The organism is Mycobacterium kyorinense (genome assembly GCF_001672775.1).
GTDB classification, from domain to species: Bacteria; Actinomycetota; Actinomycetes; order Mycobacteriales; family Mycobacteriaceae; genus Mycobacterium; species Mycobacterium kyorinense_A.
Genome location: NZ_LZKJ01000199.1, coordinates 15,688 through 37,740, shown reverse-complemented (window position 1 = coordinate 37,740; position 22,053 = coordinate 15,688). Strand labels below are relative to the sequence as shown.

Here is a 22,053-nt window from a genome sequence, read left to right as displayed (position 1 = left end):
CGGCCAACAGCTGATGGCCCCGACGTGGACCCCGAGCTGGCCTCGCTGCGCGAGCAGTTACGCCGTCATCCCGCCCATCGCCTCTCCGACCGCGAAATCCAGATGCGGGTCGCCGAGCGTTATCTGCGGATCGAACGCGACAACGCGCAGCTGCAGAAGAAGGTGGCCGCGGCCACCAACTCGTTGGCCCGCACCTTCGACCGCATCGTCGGGTTGCTCACCGAACGCGGGTTTATCCGCGCCGGCGACGATGCAGAGCGCAGCGATGAGGAGGAGCGGCGCCATGACACCGCCGGCGACGGCGACGATCCCCAGGTCACCGACGACGGTCGGCTGTTGGCCCGGATCTACAGCGAAAGCGACCTGTTGGTGGCCGAATGCCTGCGCACCGGGGCGTGGGCCGGCCTGCAGCCAGCCGAACTGTCCGCAGTGCTCTCGACGGTGCTCTACGAGACCCGCGGCTCCGACGGTCCCGGGCCGCCGCTACAGCGCGCGGAAGCGCTGCCCGCGCAGCTGCGCCAGGCGCTGCACCGGACCCGACGGCTCGCGGCGGAGTTGCGTGCCGACGAGCAGCGGCATCACATCACACCGAGTCGCGAGCCCGACGACGGGTTTGTCGCCGCAATCTATCGCTGGGCCAGCAGCGGCGACCTGGCCTCGGCCTTGGCCGCCGCCGACAGCGAAGGCGGTGGTTCGGCATTGTCGGCCGGGGACTTCGTGCGCTGGTGCCGGCAGGTACTCGACCTGTTGGACCAGGTGCGCAACGCCGCGCCGCAACCGGACCTGCGGGTCACCGCGAAACGCGCGATCGACGCCGTTCGGCGCGGCGTCGTCGCAGTTGACGCGGGGTAGGCTGAGCTCCGGCTACGGTTACATACGGCAGTGCCAGTACTGAGAGGACCGAGAACACGATGAGTGGACCGCAGGGATCCGACCCGACGCAGCCGTGGCAGCCGCCGCAGGGCGAGGATCAGCAATCCACCGATCAGACCGCGCAGGCTTCGCCCTGGCAGCAGTCGTCCGGCGCCGAGCAGCAGAGTTGGCAGCAGCCGCCCGCCGAGCAGCAGACTTGGCAGGCACCGGCATACACGCCCACCGAGTATCCGCAGTACCAGCAGCCCGGCCAGTTCTATCCGCCGTCTCAGCCGTATGCGCAACCACCGGCCTACCCGCAGACCGAGCAATATGGCGCACAAAGCGAGCAGTACAGCGCGCAGCCGGGTCAGTACGGCCAACCGGGCCAGTACGGCCAGCCCACCCAATACGGGCAGCCAGGGCAGTACGGCCAGTATCCGCCCGGCCAATACGGCCAATACCCGCCCCAACCGGGCCAATACGGTCCGCCGGCTTCGAAGCGTTCGCGCGCAGTGATCGGCACGGTCATCGGGGTGTTCGCCGCCGTTGTCGTCGCGGTGATCCTCGTGCTGGGCTTCTGGGCGCCCGGGTTTTTCGTGACCACCAAGCTGGACATCAACAAGGCGCAGACGGGTGTGCAGCAGATTCTTTCCGACGAGACCAACGGTTACGGCGCCAAGAACGTCAAAGACGTCAAGTGCAACGACGGTCAGAACCCGGTCGTCAAGAAGGGCGGAACCTTCGACTGCAATGTCAGCATCGACGGCTCCAAACGGCAGGTGACCGTGACTTTCCAGGACAACAAGGGCACCTACGAGGTCGGCCGGCCCAAATAAGCCCCGTCAACCGGGTAGCGAGTCCAGCGCTTTCTGCAACCGGGCGATCGACGAGCCGACACCGAACCGGTGTGCCAGTTCCGCGACGGCCTTGGGATCGGCGGCCGCCAACGGCAGCGCATCGCTGGGCGTCGACAGCGTGACCGGCGCGTCGGTGGCCACCCGCACCACCGGACCGGCGGCTTCGACGTAGTCGGCGGCCTCCTGCAGTTTCCGCCGAAGACCTTTGGACAGCGACGATTTCGGGTCGTCGACGGCAGCCAGGATGCCCGCCAGCGACCCATGCTGGGCCAGCAGCGTCGCCGCGGTCTTCTCGCCGATACCGGGGACACCGGGCAGGCCGTCGGACGGGTCGCCGCGCAGCAGCGCCAGCTCGGCATAGCCGGCGCCGGCCCGGTCGGCGGGCACGCCGTAGCGGTCGGCCACTTCGGCCGGGCCCATCAGCGTCGCGTTGGTCAACCCGCGGCCCAGGTAGAGCACCCGAACCGGGACGGGATCGTCGCCGACCACCTGGAGCAGGTCGCGGTCCCCGCTGACGACGACGACGGGGTCGCGGCGTTCGGCGGCGGCCAGCGTGCCGATCACGTCGTCGGCCTCGAAGCCTTCCGCGCCGCCGGCGGCGATGCCGAACGCATCCAGGATCGCCTCGATCATCTCCACCTGCGGCGACAACTCGTCGGGCACTTCCTCGACATCCGGCTGGCCGTCCGGGTTTTCCTGCTCGACGCGGTGCGCCTTGTACGACGGGATGGCGTCGACCCGAAACTGCGGGCGCCAGTCCAGATCCAGGCAGACCACCAACCGGCCGGGCCGCTGCTTGGTGATCACCAGTGCCATCGAGTCCAGGAAGCCGCGGACCGCGTTCACCGGCCGGCCGTCGGGCGCCGTGATCGACGACGGCACCCCGAAGTAGGAGCGGAACCACATGCTGGCACCGTCGAGCAGCAGTAGGGGCGCAGGCATGCCGCCATCGTCTCACGGCGGCGAGCGTCGACTTGTCGTCGTCCGTTGCCCGAAATCGCCCCGACAACTCGACGTTCGGCCCGGGGTGGGTGGTCGCTAACCTTGCTGAGGTGAACCCCCGATTCGACACCGACGTGTATGCCCGCCGTCTTGCCGCAGCGGCCGCTGCGACCGCCGACGCGGGGTTGGCGGGATTGGTGATCACCCCCGGCTACGACCTGCGGTATCTGATCGGTTCGCGCGCACAGACGTTCGAACGGCTCACGGCCCTGGTGGTGCCGGTCTCCGGTGACCCCACCGTGGTGGTGCCGCGGCTGGAGTTGGCGGCGCTCAAAGAGTCGGCTGCCGCGGATCTGGGCTTGGTGGTGGTCGATTGGGTCGACGGCGACAACCCGTATCAGCTGGTCGCCGCGGCACTCGGCGGCGCCCCGGTGGCGACGGCAGTCACCGATGCCATGCCGGCGCTGCATCTGTTGCCGCTGGCCGACGTTCTCGGCGTACTGCCGGTGTTGGCCACCGGGGTGCTGCGCCAACTGCGGATGGTCAAGGATGCCGCCGAGATCGACGCGTTGCGCAAGGCCGGTGCAGCGATTGATCGGGTGCACGCCCGAGTGCCGGAATTTCTGGTGCCAGGCCGCACCGAGGCCGACGTCGCAGCGGATATCGCCGAAGCCATTGTCGCCGAGGGTCATTCGGACGTGGCGTTCATCATCGTCGGCTCCGGCCCGCACGGCGCCGACCCACACCACGAATGCTCCCATCGCGAACTTCAGGTCGGGGACATCGTCGTCGTCGACATCGGGGGCTCCTATGAGCCTGGATATCACTCCGACTCGACGCGGACCTACAGCATCGGCGAGCCGAGCACTGAAGTAGCGCAACGGTATTCAGTCCTGCAGCGCGCCCAACGCACGGCGGTGGATGCGGTGCGCCCGGGTATGACCGCCCAACAGGTGGACGCTGCCGCCCGCGACGTGCTGAGAGAGGCCGGGCTCGGCGAGTACTTCGTGCACCGCACCGGACACGGTATCGGGCTGTCCGTGCATGAGGAGCCCTACATCGTCGCGGGCAACGATGTGCCGCTGACAGCAGGCATGGCGTTTTCTGTCGAGCCGGGCATCTACTTTCCGGGCCAGTGGGGGGCCCGTATCGAGGACATCGTGGTCGTGACCGAGGACGGCGCCGAGCCAGTGAACCAGCAACCGCACGAACTGATCGTCGTTCCGATCGACTGACTCCGGGCGCAGCGACTACGCTCGGGCGATGAGCAACCACGACCGTGCCGCCGCCCGTCGGGAAATCGCCGACGCTTTGCTCCTCGCTCTGGAACGCCGCCACGAGGTATTGGACGTGATCGTGGAGGCGGACGACCGACCCGCCGCGGTCGAGGCGATCGTCGCTTCGCTGGGCATTTCGCACCGGGGCAGCGAGGCGGTGATGGGCATGTCGTTCGACCAACTCACCAAGGACTCGCGGAAACGGATCGCCGCCGAACTCGACGATCTAAACACCCAACTCAGCTTTACCCTGCAGGAGCGGCCGGCGAGCTCGGGCGACAGTCTGACCTTGCGGCCCTTTTCCGGCGAGGCCGATCGCGACATCTTCGCGGCACGCACCGAGGAGGTCGGCGGCGCTGGCGACGGGTCGGGTGGGCCGGCGGGCAGCCTCGACGACGAGATCCGCGCGGCGCTGGCCCGAATCGACGCCGAGGATGCCGCCTGGTTCGTCGCGGTCGACGGAACGCAGAAGGTCGGCATGGTGTTCGGCGAGCTCATCGGCCACGAGGTGCACGTCCGGATCTGGATCCATCCCGAGTGCCGTCATCGCGGGTATGGCACTGCCGCCCTGGGCAAGTCGCGGCCGGAGATGGCCGCCTATTTCCCCGCGGTGCCGCTGGTCATCCGAGCACCCGGCGCCCGCGACGCCCACACCGGCTAGGTATCGGCGCGCAGCCGGACCATTCGCGTCGTGCTGCTCTCGTCCAGCTCCACCAATTCGGTGCGCGAACGCAGAAAGTCACTGAATGAGCGGAATCCCAGTGACTTTTCACTGAACGACGGGTCCATCCGCTTCATCTGCGCCTTGACCGCCGAATTGTGCAGCCACTCCGCGTCGTCCTTCTCGTGACCGATCCGCAGCGCCCGTGCCAGCAGGCCGGTGGCCGCGGCCTGCGCGTCGGGCGGTGGCGGCTCCTCGTCGGCTTCCTCGGCCTTCGCGCGTCGAGCCCGCTTCTTGGGTGCGGCGTCCTCGGTGCTGGAAACACCGGGCAGCGCGTCGTAGCTGACAAAATCGTCGCAGGCCGCGGTGAGCGACCGGCTGGTGGAACCGGCCACCCCGATACCGACGACATAGCGGCCCAGCCGTTTACAGCGCTGTGCCAGCGCGATGTAGTCGGAGTCGCCCGCCACGATGACGACGTGAGTGAGGTCGGGCAACCGGAACATGTCTTCGACCGCGTCGACGCGCCCGGCGACGATGCAGAGCGCGCAGCGCGATGAGGAGGAGCCGGGCAATCAGACGATGACGGAACCCGCTGCGGACCGCGTCGCGGTGTACCTCGACTTCGACAACATCGTGATGTCGCGGTATGACCAGGTTTACGGCCGCAACTCGTTCCGAACGAGGAGGCGAAATCGATGATGGCGCCGACGTCGACGGCGGCGTTCACCAACCGCTCCGGCTCCTTGTCGAAGCCGCGTGCTTTGTCGCGCTGGAACGAGTTGCGGCCGTAAACCTGGTCATACCGCGACATCACGATGTTGTCGAAGTCGAGGTACACCGCGACGCGGTCCGCAGCGGGTTCCGTCATCGTCTGATTGCCCGGCTCCTCCTCATCGCGCTGCGCGCTCTGCATCGTCGCCGGGCGCCTTGCCGCGGTCGAGCAGCTCCGACGAGCCCAGCACCCGCTCCACTTGCACCTCGATAACTACCCGCCGCGGGTTTACGCGCGGGGTGCGGTACCGCTGCGCATAGCGCAATTCGGCGTCGCGCACGGCGTCGGCGCCGCTGTTCACACTGGCCCGGCCCTCCAACGACAACCAGCGGGCACCGTCGACCTGGCTGAGCACCGCAACCCCGCCACGCTCGGCGTTGACGGCCTTCTGCGAGCCGCCGCTGGTGATCACCCGCGCGATGTGGGTCTTGGGGTCGAAGGTAAAACCCACCGCCACCACATGCGGCGAATTGTCGGCGCGCAGGGTGGTCAACATGGCCAGATGGCGCTCGGTGAGGAACGCCAGAGCGTCGGTGGTGAGCCGGGTGGTGGTATTCGCCATCACCGCTCACGTTATCGCAGGCGATAATCGCAGCCGTGGACGACACGGACGCCGCGACGGTGCTGATTCTGGGCGGTCGCAGCGAGATCGGCACCGAGCTGGCGTTGCGGCTGGCGCCCGGGGCCACGGTGGTGCTGGCGGCGCGCCGGGCCGACCGGCTCGCTGAGCAGGTGTCGATGATCCGGGCGGCCGGGGCGGTAGCCGTGCACACCTGCGAGTTCGACGCTGACGACCTGACTTCGCACGGTGCGCTGGTGGAGTCGATCATCGCCGATCACGGACCGATCCAGACCGCGGTGCTGGCGTTCGGGATCCTCGGCGACCAAACCCGCGCCGAGACCGACGCCGCGCATGCAGTGGCCGTCGTGCACACCGATTACGTCGCGCAGGTCAGCCTGCTCACCCATCTGGCCGCGGCCATGCGCAGCGCCGGGCGCGGCTCGCTGGTGGTGTTCTCGTCGATCGCCGGGGTGCGGGTGCGTCGCGCCAACTACGTCTACGGCTCAGCCAAGGCCGGCCTGGACGGCTTCGCCAGCGGACTGGCCGATGCGCTGCACGGCACCGGGGTGCGGGTGCTGATCGTGCGGCCGGGCTTCGTCGTCGGCCGGATGACCGAAGGTATGACGCCGGCGCCGCTGCCCAGCACTCCGGCGCAAGTGGCCGCCGCGACCGCGCGGGCACTGGCCAAGGGCCGGCGCGCCGTGTGGGTTCCGCGGGCCTTGCGTCCGGCGTCGGTGGTGATGCGACTGCTGCCGCAATTCGTCTGGCGAAGGATGCCGCGGTGATCCGCGCCGGCGACGATGCAGAACGACGTGATGAGGAGGAGCGGCGCCAATGATCTTTGTCGTGGGGATCGGCGCCGACGGGATGGCGGGCCTGTCGGAGCGCTCGTCGACCGAATTACGCAGCGCCGCAGTCATTTACGGTTCACGCAGGCAACTGGATATGCTCAACGCCTCGGTGCATGCCGACAAGCGGGAATGGCCGTCGCCGTTACTGCCCGCGCTGCAAAGCCTGCGCGACGAGCCAACCGATGTCCATGTGTTGGCCAGCGGCGACCCGATGCTGCACGGTATCGGCGGCACCCTGATCCGGCTTCTGGGACCAGCGCGGGTCGTCGTGTTGCCACATGTCTCGGCGGTGACGCTGGCCTGCGCCCGGATGGGCTGGATCGTCCAGGACACCGAAGTGATCAGCCTGGTGACCGCGGCGCCGCACACCGCGGTACGCCGTGGCGGGCGCGCCGTCGTGCTGTCGCGCGATGCCAGCACTCCGATGGTGCTGGCCGAACTGCTCACCGAATACGGCCGGGGCGATTCGCTGTTCAGTGTGCTCGAGCAGCTCGGCGGACCGGGGGAGCGGTGTCGTCACAGCACCGCCCGCGACTGGGCCGGCGCCTCGCCCGACGATGTCGACGGCCTCAATGTGATCGCGGTGCGGTATCTGCCCGACGAACGGGTGTCGGCGGTGCTGCCCGAGGACGCGTTCACCCACGACGGTCAGATCACCAAGCAGAGCATCCGCGCTGTGACGCTGGCGGCGCTGGGGCCCCGCCCCGGCGAGCGGTTGTGGGATGTCGGGTCGGGTTCGGGAAGCATCGCGGTGGAGTGGGCGCGCAGCGGCCGGAGCTGCACCGCGGTGGCATTCGAACGCGACGAGGTGCGTCGCGCCAGCATCGCCCGCAACGCCACCGCGTTCGGCGTCGACGTCGAGGTGCGCGGCGCGGCCCCGCAGGCCTTCGACGGGGCTGCCGCGCCGTCGGCAGTGTTCATCGGGGGCGGTCTGACCCAGCCGGGGATGGTCGAGGCGTGCCTCGACCACCTGCCCGACGGCGCACGGCTGGTAGCCAACGCCGTCACCGCTGAGTCGGAAGCCGTTCTGACACGGCTGTATTCGCGACTAGGGGGAACCCTGCAACGCTTCCAACATTATCGGGGCGAGCCGCTGGGGGGCTTCACCGGCTGGCGACCGCAGCTGCCGGTCACCCAATGGGCGGTGACCAAGTCATGACCGTGTACTTCATCGGCGCCGGCCCCGGGGCGGCCGACCTGATCACCGTGCGGGGCCAGCGACTCCTCAGCCAATGTTCGGTCTGCCTCTACGCGGGCTCGATCATGCCCGACGACCTGCTGGCACTGTGTCCGCCCGAGGCCCGGGTCGTCGACACCGGACCACTGACGCTGGAGCAGATCATCGCCGAGATCGCCGACGCCCATGCTGGCGGCCACGACGTGGCCCGGCTGCATTCCGGCGATCCGTCGCTCTACAGCGCGTTGGCCGAGCAATGCCGACGGCTCGACGCACTGGGCATCGGATACGAAATCGTGCCCGGCGTACCGGCTTTCGCCGCGGCCGCGGCCGCGCTGGGGCGTGAGCTCACCGTTCCGGGGGTCGCGCAGACAGTGACACTGACCCGGGTGGCGACGTTGTCCACAGCCATGCCGCCAGGTGAAGACCTCGACACCTTGGCCCGATCCGGCGGAACCCTGGTGTTGCATCTGGCCGCCGCGCAGATCGACGCCATCGTGCAGAAATTGGTGAACGCCGGCTACCGACCCGAAACACCCACGGCCGTAGTGGCTTTCGCCAGCTGGCCGCGGCAGAGCGTACTGCGTGGCACACTGTCCGACATCGCTGGGCAGATGCATCATGCAGGGGTCACCAAGACGGCGGTCATCATCGTCGGCGACGTGCTGGCCGCCGAGGGATTCACCGACAGCTACCTGTATTCGGCAGGGCGTACCCGCGGAACCGAGCACTGATGAGGGTGCTGCTGCTCGGCGGCACCGGCGAGGCACGAGCGCTGGCTGCCCGATTGCACCCCGACGTCGACGTCATCAGTTCGCTGGCCGGCCGCGTGCCCGATCCTGCGCTGCCGGTCGGCGCGGTGCGCATCGGTGGGTTCGGTGGTGTAGCCGGGCTGCGACAGTGGCTGCGCGACGAACACATCGGCGTCGTCGTCGATGCCACCCACCCGTTCGCGGCCACCATCACCGCCCATGCCGCGCAGGCATGCCGCGAGTTGGGTCTGCCGTATCTGGTGCTGGCCCGCCCAGCCTGGGATCCACGCGACGCTATCGTCGTCGCCTCGGATACTGCAGCCGCCGAAGCAGTTGACCGCCAGGGGTTTTCACGGGTGTTCCTCACCACCGGCAGATCGGGTACCGCAGCCTTTGCTGACAGTGGTGCCTGGTTTTTGATCCGCGCGGTCACACCACCGGATGTCAAGGCCTTGCCCCGCCGTCACCACCTGCTGTTGTCCCGCGGTCCGTACCACTACGACGGCGAAAACGCACTGCTGCGCGAGCATCGCATCGACGCGCTGGTCACCAAGAACAGCGGCGGCCAGATGACGCGGGCCAAGCTGGACGCCGCCGCGGCGTTGGACATCCCCGTGGTGATGGTGGCCCGCCCACCGCTGCCGCCAGGCGTGACTACGGTGGGCACGGTCGAGGAGGCGGTTACCTGGCTCCACTCGTCCGATGGCCACTCATGACACGCAGCGCTAGCGGAGGCCATGCAAGCCTAGACCGCGACCTCGTCCGCCAGCGGGGCCGGTTGGCTGACCTGGCCGTCGTACCGCCGCCGCCGATGGTTGGCCGAGGCGGCACGCCACAGCATGCTGGGCCGCAGCAGCCGGTTCGGCGGATCGACGAGCGACGTTACCTTGGTGAACTGATTCAGCACGGCAGTGTCGAATTCCGCAGCGGTCAGCACGCGATCCACGTATCCGTTGAAAAGCCTTGTTACCCGCGAGCGTTCGCCTTCGATCTCAGGCAACGCGAGGTCGCCACCGGCGGCCAGCTGCCACGCCTGGCGGATCGGCCTTGCCGAAGCCCGGAAGAACCGCCACGCCAGATCGCTTGTCCCCGTGCACAAGCAGCCACGTAACGCCAAGGCTTCCAGCGCAGCCACGGTCATACCTTGCCCGTAGATCGGGTTGAAGCTGCAGATCGCGTCACCGATGACCAACAGTCCTTTGGGGAATCGCCGCAACTTGTCATACCGGCGCCACTGGCTCGACGGGACGCGGTGTCCGACAACGTCTCCGATGGGGTACGCGTTGCGCACGGCGTCCAGCACATGCTCGGGTGCGAATCCTTCGGCGAATGCGCACATCGCGGACAGCTCCCGGGGCGGCACCTTGCCCGCCATTCCCATCACAGTCAGCAGCCAGGTGTCATTCTCACAACTGATCAGCCCGAGTCCGGCGGGCCGACCGGGCACAACGCCGATCAACACACCCAGTTCGTGCAGAGCGCCCGGCCGCATCTGCAGCCGCTGACTGGAATAAGCCAGGTGCACGACAACGCGGTCTTCGACCGGGCGGGCATAACCCAGGCTTTCCAGCCACATCGGCGTGCGCGACCCGCGGCCCGTCGCGTCGACGACCAGATCGGCAGACAGGATCGACTCCTGCCTGCTGCGGCGATCGACGATTCGGGCCCCGGTGACCCGGGTGCAGTCCGGCCTCGCCATCAGCTCGACGACATCGTGGCCCTCGAGCAGCCTGACATTGGTGGTGGCGCGGACCCGCCTGCGGACGTGGTGCTCGAGGAACGGTCTGCTCGCCAGATACACCGCGGTCGCCTCGGCCGAACCGGCGCTCACCATCCGGTGACCCCCCACGCTGTAATGCAACTTGGACAGGTCAGACCCATCGAAGTACGACCCACCGTCAGTGATCAGCTCGTCAAGAATCTCGGGGAACAACTCGTCCAATACCTGCGCACCCCTCGCCAGCAGCGCATGTAGGTGACGTCCCTGTGGTACTCCCCGCCGGTCGGCGGCGTCGGAGGGCAGGATGTCGCGCTCGACCACCGTGACCTTCTCGTAGAACTCGGCCACGGCCCGTGCGGCCAGCAAACCGGCCATGCTCGCGCCTAACACAACCGCATGATCACCGATCATGGTCATTGCGCACCCCTCTCGACGAGCCGTCACTGACGCAAACCATGTTCATCGCCGACGGAGGGGACCGGACAGCGTAGTCAGCTACTCGACTTCCTCCGGTGCGTGCCGTGCGGCAATAGCTGCCGAATTGCCTCGTCAGCTGCGCGGGCGTGGTTATAGTCGCCGCGTGATCAGCGGTGATCCGTTGGCCGGCCGGGACGGAGAACTAGGGGCTATTCGTCGCGCGCTGAGCGGGTCTGGCCACTATTCCGGCGTGATGATCGCCGGAGCAGCGGGGGTGGGTAAGACCCGCCTCGCTCGCGAAGTGTTGACCCGCGCGGCGGCGGAAGGTGACCGCACCAACTGGATCGTGGGCACCGAATCGGCGCGATCGCTTCCGTTGGGTGCGTTCACCGCGCTGCTCACCGATTCGGTCGCCGAACCGCTGCCGAACGTGCGGCGACTGATCAATAGCTTTGTCGCGCAGCAGCGCCAGGGCCGGGTGCTGGTGGGCGTCGACGACGCGCACCTTCTCGACGGGTTGTCGGCACACGTCGTGCATCAACTGGCCCAGACCCGCGGCGCGCGGTTGGTGGTGACGGTGCGAACCGGCGGAGACGAGCCCGACGCCGTGACGGCGCTGTGGAAGGACGGCCTGCTCACCCGCCTGGATCTGGAGCCGCTGTCCCTCGACGCGACTCGCGCCCTGATCGAAGCGACGGTCAGTGGGTCGGTCGATGCCCGCAGCGCCGAGCGGTTTTGGACACTGACGGGCGGCAACGCGTTGTTCTTGCGGCAGTTGATAGCCGACCAAATCGCTGCGGGCCGGATGCGGCAACTGGCCGGGGTATGGATGTGGGACGGCGATGTCGCAGTGTCACAGAATCTCAGCGACATGCTGGCCCGCCAGTTGGGTCGGATGACCGCGGGGGTGGCACGCGTGATCGACACCCTTTCGCAGTGTGAACCGCTGAGTGTGGCGGTGCTCTGTGATCTGGTGCGCCGGGGCGACCTCGAGTCGGCGGAGCAGATGCGCCTGGTCGCAGTGGAGCGGGTGGGTGACGAGCGGCTGGCCCGGTTGGCGCATCCACTGATCGGTGAGCTTCGCCGCGCGACGGCTGGAGAGATGCATCTGTCCAAGGTCCGCGGCCGGTTGGCGCAACGGCTGGGCCAGGAGGCCGATCGCGACATGCGCGCCACGGTGCGGCGCGCCCTGCTCACCCTCGACTCCGACCTCGATCCCGATCCCGACTTGTATCTGGAGGCAGCACGCTTCGCGATGATGCTGCTGGATCCCGATTCGGCCGAGCGGTTCGCCGCGGCGGCGGCATCCTGCGGGGCGCCCGACGCGGCGGCGATGCGTGCGATGACCCTCGTTCTGCTCGGGCGGGGCGAGCAGGCCGAGGAAGTCGTGCGGGACGTCTGCGAGAGCGGCCGTGCGGACAGCCACCGATGGTCGACCATCCGAGCGGCCAACCTGGTGTGGATGCTCGGCCGGCCGGCGGAGGCAGCAGCCATACTCGAACGTCTCGCCACGGCAACGGAATCGCCGACCGACCGGGAGGCACGGGTGGCGGTGCAGGCGTGCATCGACGTGGTGTTTGCTCGCTGTCAGATCGCGGACGACGAGGCCAGGGCCGCACTGTCGTCCGGGACGCTGTCGGACTTTCACGCGATGATGGCATCGGTGGCGCGGGTCATGGCGATGGGCGCCCTCGGTGCGGTGGACGAGTTGACCGTCGTCGCCGATCACGCCATCGACCGCGCGATCACCGCGTTCGAAACTTCGCCGATGCGGTTTTGGTTCGGCGGGGTCTACGCCCGTGCCTGCCGGTTGACCGGGCGCATCGACGAGGGCGTCCAATCGGCCCGGCGGATTGCCGACTCGGCTCGTGACGTACCCGGTCTTGCCTACGCCAACCTCGCGTTCCTGTTGGGCCATGCCGACCTGATGCGCGGCGACGTCCACAGCGCCGTCCGGCTGCTACGCGAAGCCCGCGCCGGAGTCGAAAGACACGGCGCAACAACGGGTTTACGTCCAGCGAGTTGCTTCGGCTTGGCCGAAGCACACGCCAAACTGGGCCAACCGGCGGCTGCCGAGGAAGCGCTCGAGGAAGCCCGGCGTTGCGTGCCGGCCGACTACCTGTTCATGCACACGGCACTGGCGCTGGCCACCGGCTGGACGCTGGCGGCCCAAGGCTTTCTGGTCGAGGCCATCGCCGCGGTACACACCGCAGCCGATGAGGCGCGGGACCGCGAACAGCCCACCCACGAACTGGCCTGCCTTCAGGCAATGGCCCAATGGGGTGACGCCTCGGGCGCGGAACGAGCCCGTGAATTGGCTGACACTTTGTCCCTTCGCCTTGCCGATACCGTTGCGCTGCACACTGAATCGCTGCTTGCCGGTAACGGGGACGGCTTGCTCGCGGCCTCGTCGGCATACCGGGCGATCGGCGATGCGGCCGCGGCGGCCGACGCAGCCGCACAGGCGGCGGCGGTCTTCACCGGCGGTCGGCAGCGCCAGCGGGGACTGTACGCGGCCGCGGTAGCACGCGAGTTGTCCGATGAATGCGGTGGGCTGTGCACACCGGCGTTACGCAGCTCGGCGGGTCTCCCGCTGAGTGGGCGCCAGCGCGAGGTGATCGAGTTGGTGGTCGCAGGTTTGTCCAACCGCGAGATCGCCGAGCGGCTGATGATGTCCGTGCGGACCGTGGAGGGACACGTCTACCGGGCCTGTCAACGCGTCGGCGTGACGACCCGCGACGAGTTGGGCAGCGTCATCCGCGGCGGGCTGGCCAAGTCGTGACCGCCTACGACGGGTAAGCCCGCGGGGTGAAGACGCGGTCGCCGTAGCACTGCGTCTGCGACGAGCCGACGATCAGCAGGCAACGCATGTCGACACCGGCGGGGTCGAGATCGGCCAACCGCACCACCCGAACCTCTTCGTTCGGGCCCGACACGTCGCGACCGATGACCACCGGCGTGCCCGGCTCGCGGTGTTTGAGCAACAGATCGCGCATCGCCTCGACTTGCCAGGTCCGGGTCTTCGATGCCGGGTTGTACACGGCCAGCACGAGATCGGCCGCGGCCGCCGCCGAGAGCCGCGCAGCAATCACATCCCAGGGCTTGAGCCGATCGGACAGCGAGATCACCGCATAGTCGTGGCCCAGCGGTGCGCCGACCCGGCTGGCGACGGCTTGCGCCGCCGTCATCGCGGGAATCACCCGCACCGGCACGTTCGGCCACTGTTTGGCTTCCTCGAGCACCGCCGTTGCCATCGCGAACACCCCGGGGTCGCCCGACGACACCACCGCCACCGCGCGCCCCTGCTCGGCCAGCGCACACGCCAATTGCGCCCGCGCCGGCTCATCGGTGTTGTCGCTGGGGTGGCGGCGCTGACCGTTACGGACCGGGATGCGCTCCAGGTACGGGCCGTAGCCGATCAGATCCGTCGCGGCGGCCACCTCGCGACGGCTCTCCGGTGTCATCCAGTCGGTGTGCCCGGGTCCCAGTCCGACCACTGCGACGCTGCCGGGACGCGAACGGCGCTGCCGCGCACCGGGAACCATCGCAAGCGAGAAGTACGGAACGGTGGACTCGTCGACGTCAGCGGCCGGCATCACCCGCTGCTCGGCGGTGCTCGCGCGCTCGACATAGAGCGTAGCGTCGAGTTGTCCTGCCAACGAAAGTGCCTCGCGCACAGCAGGATACGATCTGCCAAGCTTCATCACCACGGCGGCGTCCGCGTCGGAAAGCCGACGCGCCAGCTCGGTGACCGGCAACGTGCCCGGGAGCACCGACAGCACTTCGTCACCGGCCACCAACGGCGTCGCGATCGCCGCCGCGGCCGCGCTGACCGACGTCACCCCCGGCACGATCACCGCGGAAAACTGCTGCGTCAGCCGGGTGTGCAGGTGCATGTAGGAGCTGTAGAACAGCGGATCACCCTCGGCCAGCAGCGCCACGTCGCGTCCGGCGTCCAGATGCGCGGCAATGCGTTCGGTGGCCGCGGTGTAAAAGTCCTCCAGCGCTCCGGCATAGCCGCCCGGGTGGTCGGTGACCTCAGTGGTGACCGGATAAACCAAGTGCTCCTCGATCTGACCCGGCCGTAGATAGGGTTCGGCGATACCGCGGGCGATGCTGTGACCGTGACGGGCACTGTGGTAGGCCACTACGTCCGCGTCGCCGATCACCCGGGCGGCTTTGACTGTCACCAGCTCGGGGTCGCCCGGCCCCAGCCCGACGCCGAATAGGGTGCCGCGACCCGTCATGGCGCGCCGGCAATCGCGTTGACGGCGGCGGCGGCCATCGCGCTGCCGCCGCGGCGGCCCTGCACCACCAGATACGACATGCCGCGCGGCCGGTCGATGAGTTCCTGCTTGGACTGCGCTGACCCGACGAACCCCACCGGCCCCCCGAGCACCGCGGCCGGCGTCGGCGCCCCGTCGTCGAGGAGTTCGAGAAGTCGGAACAACGCGGTGGGCGCGTTGCCGATCGCCAGCACCGCCCCGGACAGCCGATCCGCCCACAGCTCCACCCCGGCTGCCGAGCGGGTGGTGTGCCGGCGCGCGGCCACGTCGGCGGCGCGCGGATCGGCCACCAGCGACACCACTTCGTTGTCGGACGGGAGCCGCGCCCGGGTGATGCCGGCGGCCACCATCGACGAATCGCACAGCACCGGCGCACCGGCGGTCAGTGCGGCGCCCGCCCTGGTGACGACGTCGTCGGTATAGGCGACATGGTCGGGAAGATCGACTTGGCCGCAGGTGTGAATCAGCCGCACCACCACCTGCTCGACGTCGGCGGGGAAGCGGGCCAGATTCGCCTCGGCGCGGATGGTCGCAAACGACTGCCGGTAGATCTCGGCGGCGTCGCGGAGGTAGTCGAGCACGCGCTAACCCTACGGGCGTGCCCGCAGCGTTCGATACCCGTCACCAGTGGCGACCAGCACCTCACCCACCGGAGGACTGCCGCAGGCCCGCTCGCACCCGACGAAGTGGCGGCGGTGTTGCGGATCGGCCGTCTGCGCCGCGAAAGCCGCGGCATCGGCCCGTACATCGGCCGCCGAATATGCGCATCCCGGGCTGCCGACACAGGCGCTGATCGACAGCCAGGGCGAGTTCTCGTCGAAAACCAGGCCCAGCGGCGCCAGCACCCGCAGCGCCGCGTCGGCGACCGCGTCGTCGAGATCGCACACCAGCACCGACCGCCACGGCGTGATGACCAGTGGCGCGTCGATCGCGGCCAGATAGTCCGCGGTGCGGGACGGCACAATGCCCAGGGGCGCCACGGCGCTCAGCGCTATGCGGCCGTCATCCTGTGAGATCCACCCCACCGGCGGGGCGGCGACCCGGGGCAGCCGGTCGCCAACGCGGCCGCCGGGCACCAACAAATTTGGATCGGCCAATTCGCAAATGCGCCAGGCGTTTCCACGTGTCTCGACGAACCGTTTCGCGACCCCAACCAGCGCGCCCACCGCCTCGTCGGCTGCCACCCGCACGCCGGTGTCCCGGCCGGCCAAGAGCAGCGCGATGCCGTCGTCGAGCTGATGGAGGCCGGCATCAGCGCCCAACCCCGACACGTCGCCGCGACCGTCGTCGATGCTGAACCAGAATCGGCCGGGCAGCGAAGTCAACGCGGCCTCGGCTTGAATCGCCGTGTCGAGCTCACCAACCCACCTGCGCACATCGACCCTGCCACCCACCCGACCCGACAACGGGGAGGCGACGATGTTGCGGACTCGCTCGTGTGTTGCCGACGGCAACAGACCCGCGCTGCCCAGCAGATCGGCGACCCGCGCCGGGTCGGTGATCGCGCGGATCTGCACGTTGCCGCGCGCCGTCAACTCGAGCCGTCCCGAGCCGAACTGGCGCGATGCCTGCGCCAGGGTGGCCAACTGGGCCGCGGTGACCATTCCTCCGGGCAGCCGCACTCGAACCAACGGTCCGTCGGCGGCCTGATGCAGCTGCAGGGCGCCGGGGCAGGCGTCCTGGTCGCGGGTGCGCATTACCGCTAACGCTACGGCTTATCGCAGCCGGGACGTCAAAAACAGGTAGTTCACTACTCGTGCGTGCCACGCGTTGCCGGTCGTAGGTTGCTGGCATAGCCACCAACTCAGCGCGCGACACGCTCCTAGGTAGGAAGAACGACCCGCTATGACCGGTCTACTGGAGGTTTTCACAGGTGTTTTGCTGGCGCTGATCCTGTTCGGTCTCTACCGGCTGCAGCCCTGGCTTGAACAATGGGACACCGAGCGGCACTTCGAGGACTGAGCGCCGCCGACTCGCGGCCCGACGGTCGGGTAGAACCGTTTTGCACTCTGGCCTCGAATACAGGCAGTAAAGTCGCACCAGCACGCGCGTTAGCAGCCGGGAGGTTCCACGGCCGGTGCACATCGAGGACAGATCGAAGTGGCCCATCGTGGCCCGCGACGAGGAGTTCCGCCAAGCATTGGCGGTACTCGATGACGGCGCGGAATTCGAAGGCGTGGCGTTGGTCGGCGCCAGCGGGGTGGGCAAATCGACGCTTGCTCGCGCCCTCGCCCAAAGCCTCGAGTCGAGCGGGCGGACCGTGCGATTTGTGCTCGGCACCGAAACCGGTTGCGCCGTGCCACTGGGGGCGTTCTCCCGGGCGATCACGGTTGCTGCCGCACAAGAACCGGCCACCATGCTGGCCGCGGCCCAAGAGACCCTGGAGCAGGAAGAAAACCTGGTAGTCGTCGTCGACGACGCGCAGCTGCTCGACCCACTTTCGGCCACCTTGGTCTATCAGCTTGCGGCTTCCCGCAGTGCCCGGTTGATCGTGACGATCCGGTCGGGGGAGGCGGTGCTCGACGCGGTGACAGCGCTGTTGAAAGAGCGGTTGCTGCTGAATCTGCACGTCGATGCATTCACCGCCGAGCAGACCGGTGAACTCGCCCGTCGCGTGCTCGGCGGCGCCGTCGAGTCTCAACTGGTCGGCGAACTCCACGGCCGCAGCGGGGGGAACTTGCTGCTGCTGCGGGGCTTGCTCGGCGCCGGCCGGGAAAACGGTGTCCTGGTCCGCAGTGACGACGGCTGGCAACTGAAGGGTCCGCTGCGTGCGGACCGCGAACTCTATGACCTTCTGGAGTTCCGGCTGAGATCCCTTACTCCAGACGAGCTGGAAGCAGTCGAGATTTTGGCCATCGGCGAGCTGCTGGACTGGGAGATTGTGCGCGAGCTTTGCGATGCCGGGGCGTTGGCGAGTCTGGAGCGCCGAGGCCTCATTCAATTGCTTGCCGACGGGCGGGAAACCGTAGCGCAGTTGAACCACCCCGTCATCGGTGACGCGGCGATTCGACTCGGCGGAGTGGTGCGTTCACGACAGCTCAATGGCCTGCTGGCCCAAGCGCTGCAAAAGCACTTGCGAGCCGGAGGGCGCCGCTCGAGGCTGCCCGACCTGCGCGGCCAGATCCGACTCGCTCAATTCATGATGCGAAGCGACTTGGAGCCGGATCTGGAGGTGATCATCACCGCGGCTGCGAGCGCGGTCGCGATGTCGAACCACGGCTACGGCGAAGAGCTGGCCCGATACGCGTTCGACTACGGCGGCGGCCTGCCGGCTGCGCTCGTACTCGCCGATGCGCTGAGCTGGCAGGGCCGAGGCGAGGCAGCCGAAGCGGTGCTCGCCGAAGTCGATCCCGACGGAGCGGCTGAATTGCTGACCATTCGATGGGGGTGTTTGCGCGCGGCCAATCTGTTCTGGGTCTGTGGTCGCGTCGATGCGGCGCGGCAGGCACTCGCCGACGTCAGCAATCGGGTGGATTCTGCGTTGGGCCTCGACCTGGTTGCGGCCCTGGAGCTGTCGTTTGCCTTCTTCTCGGGTGACGTCGCAACGACAGCCAAGGCCGGCCCGGCGCTGTGCGCACCGGAGGTGTTGCCGTTGGCGACGGTGTGGGCAGCGGTACCGACGATTTGTGCGCAGGCGCTGGTCGGGCGGCATGGCCAGGTTCACCGCCTCGCGGAGGCGGGGTTGCGGGCCGCGGCGCTCAGCGAGTCGGGACCGCAGCGGTTCGCCATCGGCGTCGCTGAGGTCATGGCGTTGACGGCCGTCGGTGATCACCGGGCGGCTGAGCGGGCTGCCGAACGCTATGCCGAGATGGCTGCCGGTGTGCCTGCAGCGGACGCCATGGTGGGTGCAATATCCGGGTTCGTGCACCTTACCGGCGGTGCGCTGCAGGCCGCGTGTTCGGAGTTCTGCACTGCGATATCGGGGTTGTCGCAAGGCTTTCCGTCGCCCTGGGTGATGTTGGTGAGCGCCTGGCACGCCCAGGCCGAAGGCGCCCGGGGAAACGCTGACGCTGCGGCCGCTGCGTTGCAAAGCTCAGAATCCGCCTATGGACCGCAGGTGGCGGTGTTTTTACCGGAGCTCGAGCTTGCTCGGGCCTGGGAACGGGCAGCCGCCGGTCAGACATCGGCCGCCCAGACGCATGCAGTGCATGCCGCGCAGCACGCACAGCGGTCCGGAATGTCAGCGGTAGAGATGCGTGCACTGCACACCGCTGCCCGGTTCGGTGACCGTGCGCACACCGCGAGGCTGGCGGAGCTTGCCAAGAAATTGCGAACTCCGATGGCAGAAGCGGTCGCCGCGCATGCTGCCGGCCTGGTCACCCACGACGGTGATGCGCTGGATAGCGCGGCAGGTCGGTTCGCAGAGCTGGGCGCAGTGGCACTTGCCGCCGATGCGGCCGCCCAGGCGGCACGCGAGCATGCCCGCAGCGGTCATCACGGCAGGGAATTGGAGTCGTCAACCCACGCATACTGGCTCGCCAGCCAAGGCGACATCCGCACACCGGCAGTCAACGCCGCCGCGCAGCCGTTGCCGATCACCGATCGCGAGCGTGAGATTGCGATGCTGGTGGCAGCGGGCTTGTCCAACCGCCAGATCGCCGACCGACTGTGCGTATCGGTGCGCACTATCGATGGACACCTCTACCGCATCTACGTGAAACTCCACATCGAGCGCCGTGACCAACTGGTGGACTTGATCAGTGGTTCGAGGGCCACCCGTAATCGCCGCTCGAGAGGCTATCCGGCCGCCAACTCAGACTGATCATGCGCTGCCGGAGCAGTTTTCACCGCCGGTTGCGCCATAAGATGCGTTGCCGTCTTCACGGCTCATCGTCGTCGTCTTCGTCGCGCAAGAGTTTTTCAGGGTGGTGGTAGGTGTTGGTTCTGGGTCGGCCCCGGTCCAGGTGGGGCGGTGGGATCCATTCGGTGTCACTATTTTTGAGTTTGCGGGTTTTCCAGCCGCCAGAGGTGACCAGTTTGTGGTGGGGACCGCAGCACAAGGTGAGATCATCGATGTTGGTTTCCCGGCACTGCGCGAAATCGGTGACGTGATGGGCTTCGGTGAGGTAGCCGGGCACGTCGCAGTTGGGGAACGAACAGCCACGGTCTCTGACATACAACACAATCCGCTGCCCGGGCGAGGCCAACCGCTTGGTGTGATACAGCCCGATCGCCTTGCCTTTGTCGAAGATCGCGAGGTAATGATGGGCGTGGGAGGCCAGCCGAATCACATCACTCATCGGTAGCAGGGTGCCTCCGCCGGTGAGCGCTTTGCCGCAACCCGATTCGAGCTCGGCCAAGGTGGTCGACACGATGATCGACGCCGGTAGCCCGTTGTGCTTGCCTAGATCACCGGAGGCCAACAGCGCACGTCCGGCGGCATTGAGCGCATCGTGGTTGCGCTGGCCGGTGCTGCGGGTGTCTCCCTCGATGCCCTCTTGAGAGGGGGTGCCGCCCAGGCAGGGGGTGGCATCGTCGGGGTTGCACATGCCCGGTGCGGCCAATTTCGCCAGGACAGCGTCGATGGTGGCGCGCGCCTCGGGGGTCAAATATCCGGTGATCGCGCTCATGCCGTCGACGTCTTGTTTGCCGATGATCAGACTGCGTCGGCGGGCGCGGTCGTTGTCGGTGAAATCGCCGTCGGGGTTGAGACAATCGGTGAGCCTGTCAGCCAGCTTGGCCAGTTGGTCGGGCCGAAATTGGCCGCCTTGGCGGGCCAGTTGCGCTTCGGCCTGCTCTCGAGTCTCAATGTCAACCGCGTCGGGCAGCCGGTGGTAAAAGCCACGGATCACCCGCACGTGACCGTCGCCAATCGCGCCGGCGCGCTGCGCTTCGGCAGTGGCCGGCAGTACCGGCGCCAGCGGCTCACCGGTCATCGCGCGGCGCGGCCCCAAATCGGCGGCATCGCCGATGCGTCGGGAGGCTTCGGCGCGAGTAATACGCAACCGCTCGGCCAACGCAAACGGTAACTTGCCGCCCAACTCCGCTTCGTCGGCCTGTTGGGCGACCTTATTGATCAGCGCGTGATCAACCGCCGACATGCTCCGACGGATTCGTTCCCACCGTTCCAGCAGCGCCAAACACTCGCGAGTGGTCAACCCATCAAACGACAAGTCCACCGCGAGCCGGATGTCGGCGTCGGCGGCGTCGAAGGTCCCGACGACCTGCTCCCGACTATTCGAACGCACATTCGAATGCTATCGCGCTAGTCCGACATAGATTGAGACCTCAATCGTCAATTGTGGACAAAGGTCCAACCGTGGATAACTCGCTGAAACCGCAGTGAAACACGAGGTTTCGGTGATGGATAAGATTCCGGCGCCAAGTTGAGCGGTACCGCGATACCGGCGCTTGGCGACCATAAGCACGGCTCCAAGAAATCGAGTAGCCATCTACCCTATGCGCCTACCCCGGACGCTCTGGACACTATGGCCATGCCGGGGCACTCCAACGATGTCCCCGACTGCCGGATGAATTGCACGACAAGGTAGAGAAGGGGTTCGGAATGTCCAATCAGAATATTGAGACGACCAAAAAGGGCTACGCCGCGTTCAGTGCGGGCGATCTCGAGTCGGCCCTGGGCATTTTCGATGACGCCGCAGAGTGGACGCTCACCGGCGAGAGCGCGATCAGCGGGACCTACCGCGGCAAAGACGAACTCACCGAATTGTTCAGGCAACTAGGGGAGAAGTCCACCGTGGTCGAAATCAAGAACATCGTTGCCGACGGCGACGTCGTAGTGGTGCTGACCGAAGTCACGGTCGACGGAGCGCCCTACCAGGAAGCCGACGTTTACACATTCCGCGAGGGCGCCATCGTCACGGCCCAATCATTCGGCGACACCGCCGCACAAGAACGGATCTTCGGTTCCAAGCGAGTAGTCGCCAGTTAGCCGGCGGAATCCCGCAATCGGTCGACTTG

Annotated in this window: 17 protein-coding genes and 2 pseudogenes; 11 read left to right on the top strand and 8 right to left on the bottom strand. The window is 67.7% G+C overall.

Annotated elements, in window-relative coordinates:
- A pseudogene (locus tag A5707_RS21650) lies at window positions 1-852 on the top strand (DEAD/DEAH box helicase); the annotation flags it as partial.
- Between the two features lie 59 nt (window positions 853-911).
- On the top strand, window positions 912-1,691 hold the full coding sequence (locus tag A5707_RS21645; RefSeq protein ID WP_065016481.1) for a DUF4333 domain-containing protein: 780 nt from the start codon (window positions 912-914) through the stop codon (window positions 1,689-1,691).
- Between the two features lie 6 nt (window positions 1,692-1,697).
- Here A5707_RS21645 and A5707_RS21640 read toward each other — a convergent pair whose 3' ends face one another.
- Window positions 1,698-2,654, bottom strand: coding sequence for a 5'-3' exonuclease (locus A5707_RS21640; RefSeq protein ID WP_065016480.1), 957 nt, complete (start codon window positions 2,652-2,654; stop codon window positions 1,698-1,700).
- 110 nt (window positions 2,655-2,764) lie between these two features.
- On the opposite strand from A5707_RS21640, the gene A5707_RS21635 reads away from it, so the two are divergent.
- Together A5707_RS21635 and A5707_RS21630 are read left to right on the top strand one after the other, a co-directional pair.
- Window positions 2,765-3,889, top strand: coding sequence for a M24 family metallopeptidase (locus A5707_RS21635; protein WP_065016479.1), 1,125 nt, complete (start codon window positions 2,765-2,767; stop codon window positions 3,887-3,889).
- A gap of 28 nt (window positions 3,890-3,917) precedes the next feature.
- Window positions 3,918-4,592 (top strand): GNAT family N-acetyltransferase, encoded by a 675-nt coding sequence (locus tag A5707_RS21630; RefSeq protein ID WP_065016478.1) that lies wholly within the window; start codon window positions 3,918-3,920, stop codon window positions 4,590-4,592.
- Here A5707_RS21630 and A5707_RS25000 read toward each other — a convergent pair.
- Together A5707_RS25000 and A5707_RS21620 are read right to left on the bottom strand one after the other, a co-directional pair.
- Window positions 4,589-5,463 (bottom strand): annotated as a pseudogene (locus A5707_RS25000) (NYN domain-containing protein). The gene A5707_RS21630 and the pseudogene A5707_RS25000 overlap by 4 nt on opposite strands.
- 22 nt (window positions 5,464-5,485) lie before the next feature.
- Window positions 5,486-5,929, bottom strand: a complete 444-nt coding sequence (locus A5707_RS21620; protein WP_065016477.1) for a F420-dependent biliverdin reductase — start codon at window positions 5,927-5,929, stop codon at window positions 5,486-5,488.
- 35 nt (window positions 5,930-5,964) lie between these two features.
- On the opposite strand from A5707_RS21620, the gene A5707_RS21615 reads away from it, so the two are divergent.
- From A5707_RS21615 to A5707_RS21600, 4 genes are read left to right on the top strand one after another with little or no spacing between them, the layout of a single operon-like run.
- Window positions 5,965-6,714 (top strand): SDR family NAD(P)-dependent oxidoreductase, encoded by a 750-nt coding sequence (locus A5707_RS21615; protein WP_065016476.1) that lies wholly within the window; start codon window positions 5,965-5,967, stop codon window positions 6,712-6,714.
- Window positions 6,715-6,763: 49 nt separating this feature from the next.
- Window positions 6,764-7,939: a bifunctional cobalt-precorrin-7 (C(5))-methyltransferase/cobalt-precorrin-6B (C(15))-methyltransferase gene (locus A5707_RS21610; RefSeq protein WP_065016475.1), complete on the top strand. Its 1,176-nt coding sequence runs from the start codon at window positions 6,764-6,766 to the stop codon at window positions 7,937-7,939.
- Window positions 7,936-8,691 (top strand): precorrin-4 C(11)-methyltransferase, encoded by a 756-nt coding sequence (gene cobM, locus A5707_RS21605; protein WP_065016487.1) that lies wholly within the window; start codon window positions 7,936-7,938, stop codon window positions 8,689-8,691. The genes A5707_RS21610 and cobM overlap by 4 nt, the downstream gene beginning before the upstream one ends.
- Complete coding sequence (locus A5707_RS21600; RefSeq protein WP_065016474.1) at window positions 8,691-9,425, top strand: cobalt-precorrin-6A reductase; 735 nt, start codon at window positions 8,691-8,693, stop codon at window positions 9,423-9,425. Before cobM ends, A5707_RS21600 begins: the two co-directional genes overlap by 1 nt.
- A gap of 29 nt (window positions 9,426-9,454) precedes the next feature.
- Here A5707_RS21600 and A5707_RS21595 read toward each other — a convergent pair whose 3' ends face one another.
- On the bottom strand, window positions 9,455-10,846 hold the full coding sequence (locus tag A5707_RS21595) for an FAD-dependent oxidoreductase (protein WP_065016473.1): 1,392 nt from the start codon (window positions 10,844-10,846) through the stop codon (window positions 9,455-9,457).
- 163 nt (window positions 10,847-11,009) lie between these two features.
- On the opposite strand from A5707_RS21595, the gene A5707_RS21590 reads away from it, so the two are divergent.
- Entirely contained in the window at window positions 11,010-13,628 is a 2,619-nt protein-coding gene (locus A5707_RS21590) for a helix-turn-helix transcriptional regulator (RefSeq protein ID WP_065016472.1), read from the top strand.
- 4 nt (window positions 13,629-13,632) lie between these two features.
- On the opposite strand, the gene A5707_RS21585 is transcribed toward A5707_RS21590, so the two are convergent.
- The 3 genes from A5707_RS21585 to cobG are packed head-to-tail and all read right to left on the bottom strand — an operon-like array spanning window position 13,633 to window position 16,829.
- A complete protein-coding gene (locus tag A5707_RS21585) occupies window positions 13,633-15,093 on the bottom strand; it encodes a precorrin-2 C(20)-methyltransferase (protein ID WP_065016471.1) in 1,461 nt (486 codons plus the stop codon).
- Window positions 15,090-15,713 carry a precorrin-8X methylmutase gene (locus A5707_RS21580; RefSeq protein ID WP_065016470.1) on the bottom strand — a complete coding sequence of 208 codons (624 nt, stop codon included), beginning with the start codon at window positions 15,711-15,713 and terminating at the stop codon, window positions 15,090-15,092. Before A5707_RS21580 ends, A5707_RS21585 begins: the two co-directional genes overlap by 4 nt.
- 9 nt (window positions 15,714-15,722) lie before the next feature.
- Window positions 15,723-16,829, bottom strand: coding sequence for a precorrin-3B synthase (cobG, locus tag A5707_RS21575; protein WP_065016469.1), 1,107 nt, complete (start codon window positions 16,827-16,829; stop codon window positions 15,723-15,725).
- A gap of 413 nt (window positions 16,830-17,242) precedes the next feature.
- Here cobG and A5707_RS21570 point away from each other — a divergent pair, with 413 nt between their 5' ends.
- Entirely contained in the window at window positions 17,243-19,894 is a 2,652-nt protein-coding gene (locus A5707_RS21570) for a LuxR C-terminal-related transcriptional regulator (protein WP_065016486.1), read from the top strand.
- A gap of 58 nt (window positions 19,895-19,952) precedes the next feature.
- Here A5707_RS21570 and A5707_RS21565 read toward each other — a convergent pair whose 3' ends face one another.
- Window positions 19,953-21,320, bottom strand: a complete 1,368-nt coding sequence (locus A5707_RS21565) for an HNH endonuclease signature motif containing protein (RefSeq protein ID WP_065016468.1) — start codon at window positions 21,318-21,320, stop codon at window positions 19,953-19,955.
- Window positions 21,321-21,637: 317 nt separating this feature from the next.
- Here A5707_RS21565 and A5707_RS21560 point away from each other — a divergent pair, with 317 nt between their 5' ends.
- The gene (locus A5707_RS21560) at window positions 21,638-22,024 is read left to right on the top strand and encodes a nuclear transport factor 2 family protein (protein WP_065016485.1); all 387 of its coding nucleotides are present in this window, start codon (window positions 21,638-21,640) and stop codon (window positions 22,022-22,024) included.
- Window positions 22,025-22,053 lie beyond the last annotated feature (29 nt).

Excerpts from the sequence above, each read along its gene's own strand:
- A5707_RS21640 (WP_065016480.1), bottom strand. The coding sequence starts at position 2,654 with ATGCCTGCGCCCCTACTGCTGCTCGACGGTGCCAGCATGTGGTTCCGC.
- A5707_RS21595 (WP_065016473.1), bottom strand. The coding sequence starts at position 10,846 with ATGACCATGATCGGTGATCATGCGGTTGTGTTAGGCGCGAGCATGGCC.
- A5707_RS21630 (WP_065016478.1), top strand. The coding sequence starts at position 3,918 with ATGAGCAACCACGACCGTGCCGCCGCCCGTCGGGAAATCGCCGACGCT.
- A5707_RS21645 (WP_065016481.1), top strand. The coding sequence starts at position 912 with ATGAGTGGACCGCAGGGATCCGACCCGACGCAGCCGTGGCAGCCGCCG.
- A5707_RS21560 (WP_065016485.1), top strand. The coding sequence starts at position 21,638 with ATGTCCAATCAGAATATTGAGACGACCAAAAAGGGCTACGCCGCGTTC.
- A5707_RS21600 (WP_065016474.1), top strand. The coding sequence starts at position 8,691 with ATGAGGGTGCTGCTGCTCGGCGGCACCGGCGAGGCACGAGCGCTGGCT.
- cobG (WP_065016469.1), bottom strand. The coding sequence starts at position 16,829 with ATGCGCACCCGCGACCAGGACGCCTGCCCCGGCGCCCTGCAGCTGCAT.
- cobM (WP_065016487.1), top strand. The coding sequence starts at position 7,936 with ATGACCGTGTACTTCATCGGCGCCGGCCCCGGGGCGGCCGACCTGATC.
- A5707_RS21610 (WP_065016475.1), top strand. The coding sequence starts at position 6,764 with ATGATCTTTGTCGTGGGGATCGGCGCCGACGGGATGGCGGGCCTGTCG.
- A5707_RS21620 (WP_065016477.1), bottom strand. The coding sequence starts at position 5,929 with ATGGCGAATACCACCACCCGGCTCACCACCGACGCTCTGGCGTTCCTC.
- A5707_RS21585 (WP_065016471.1), bottom strand. The coding sequence starts at position 15,093 with ATGACGGGTCGCGGCACCCTATTCGGCGTCGGGCTGGGGCCGGGCGAC.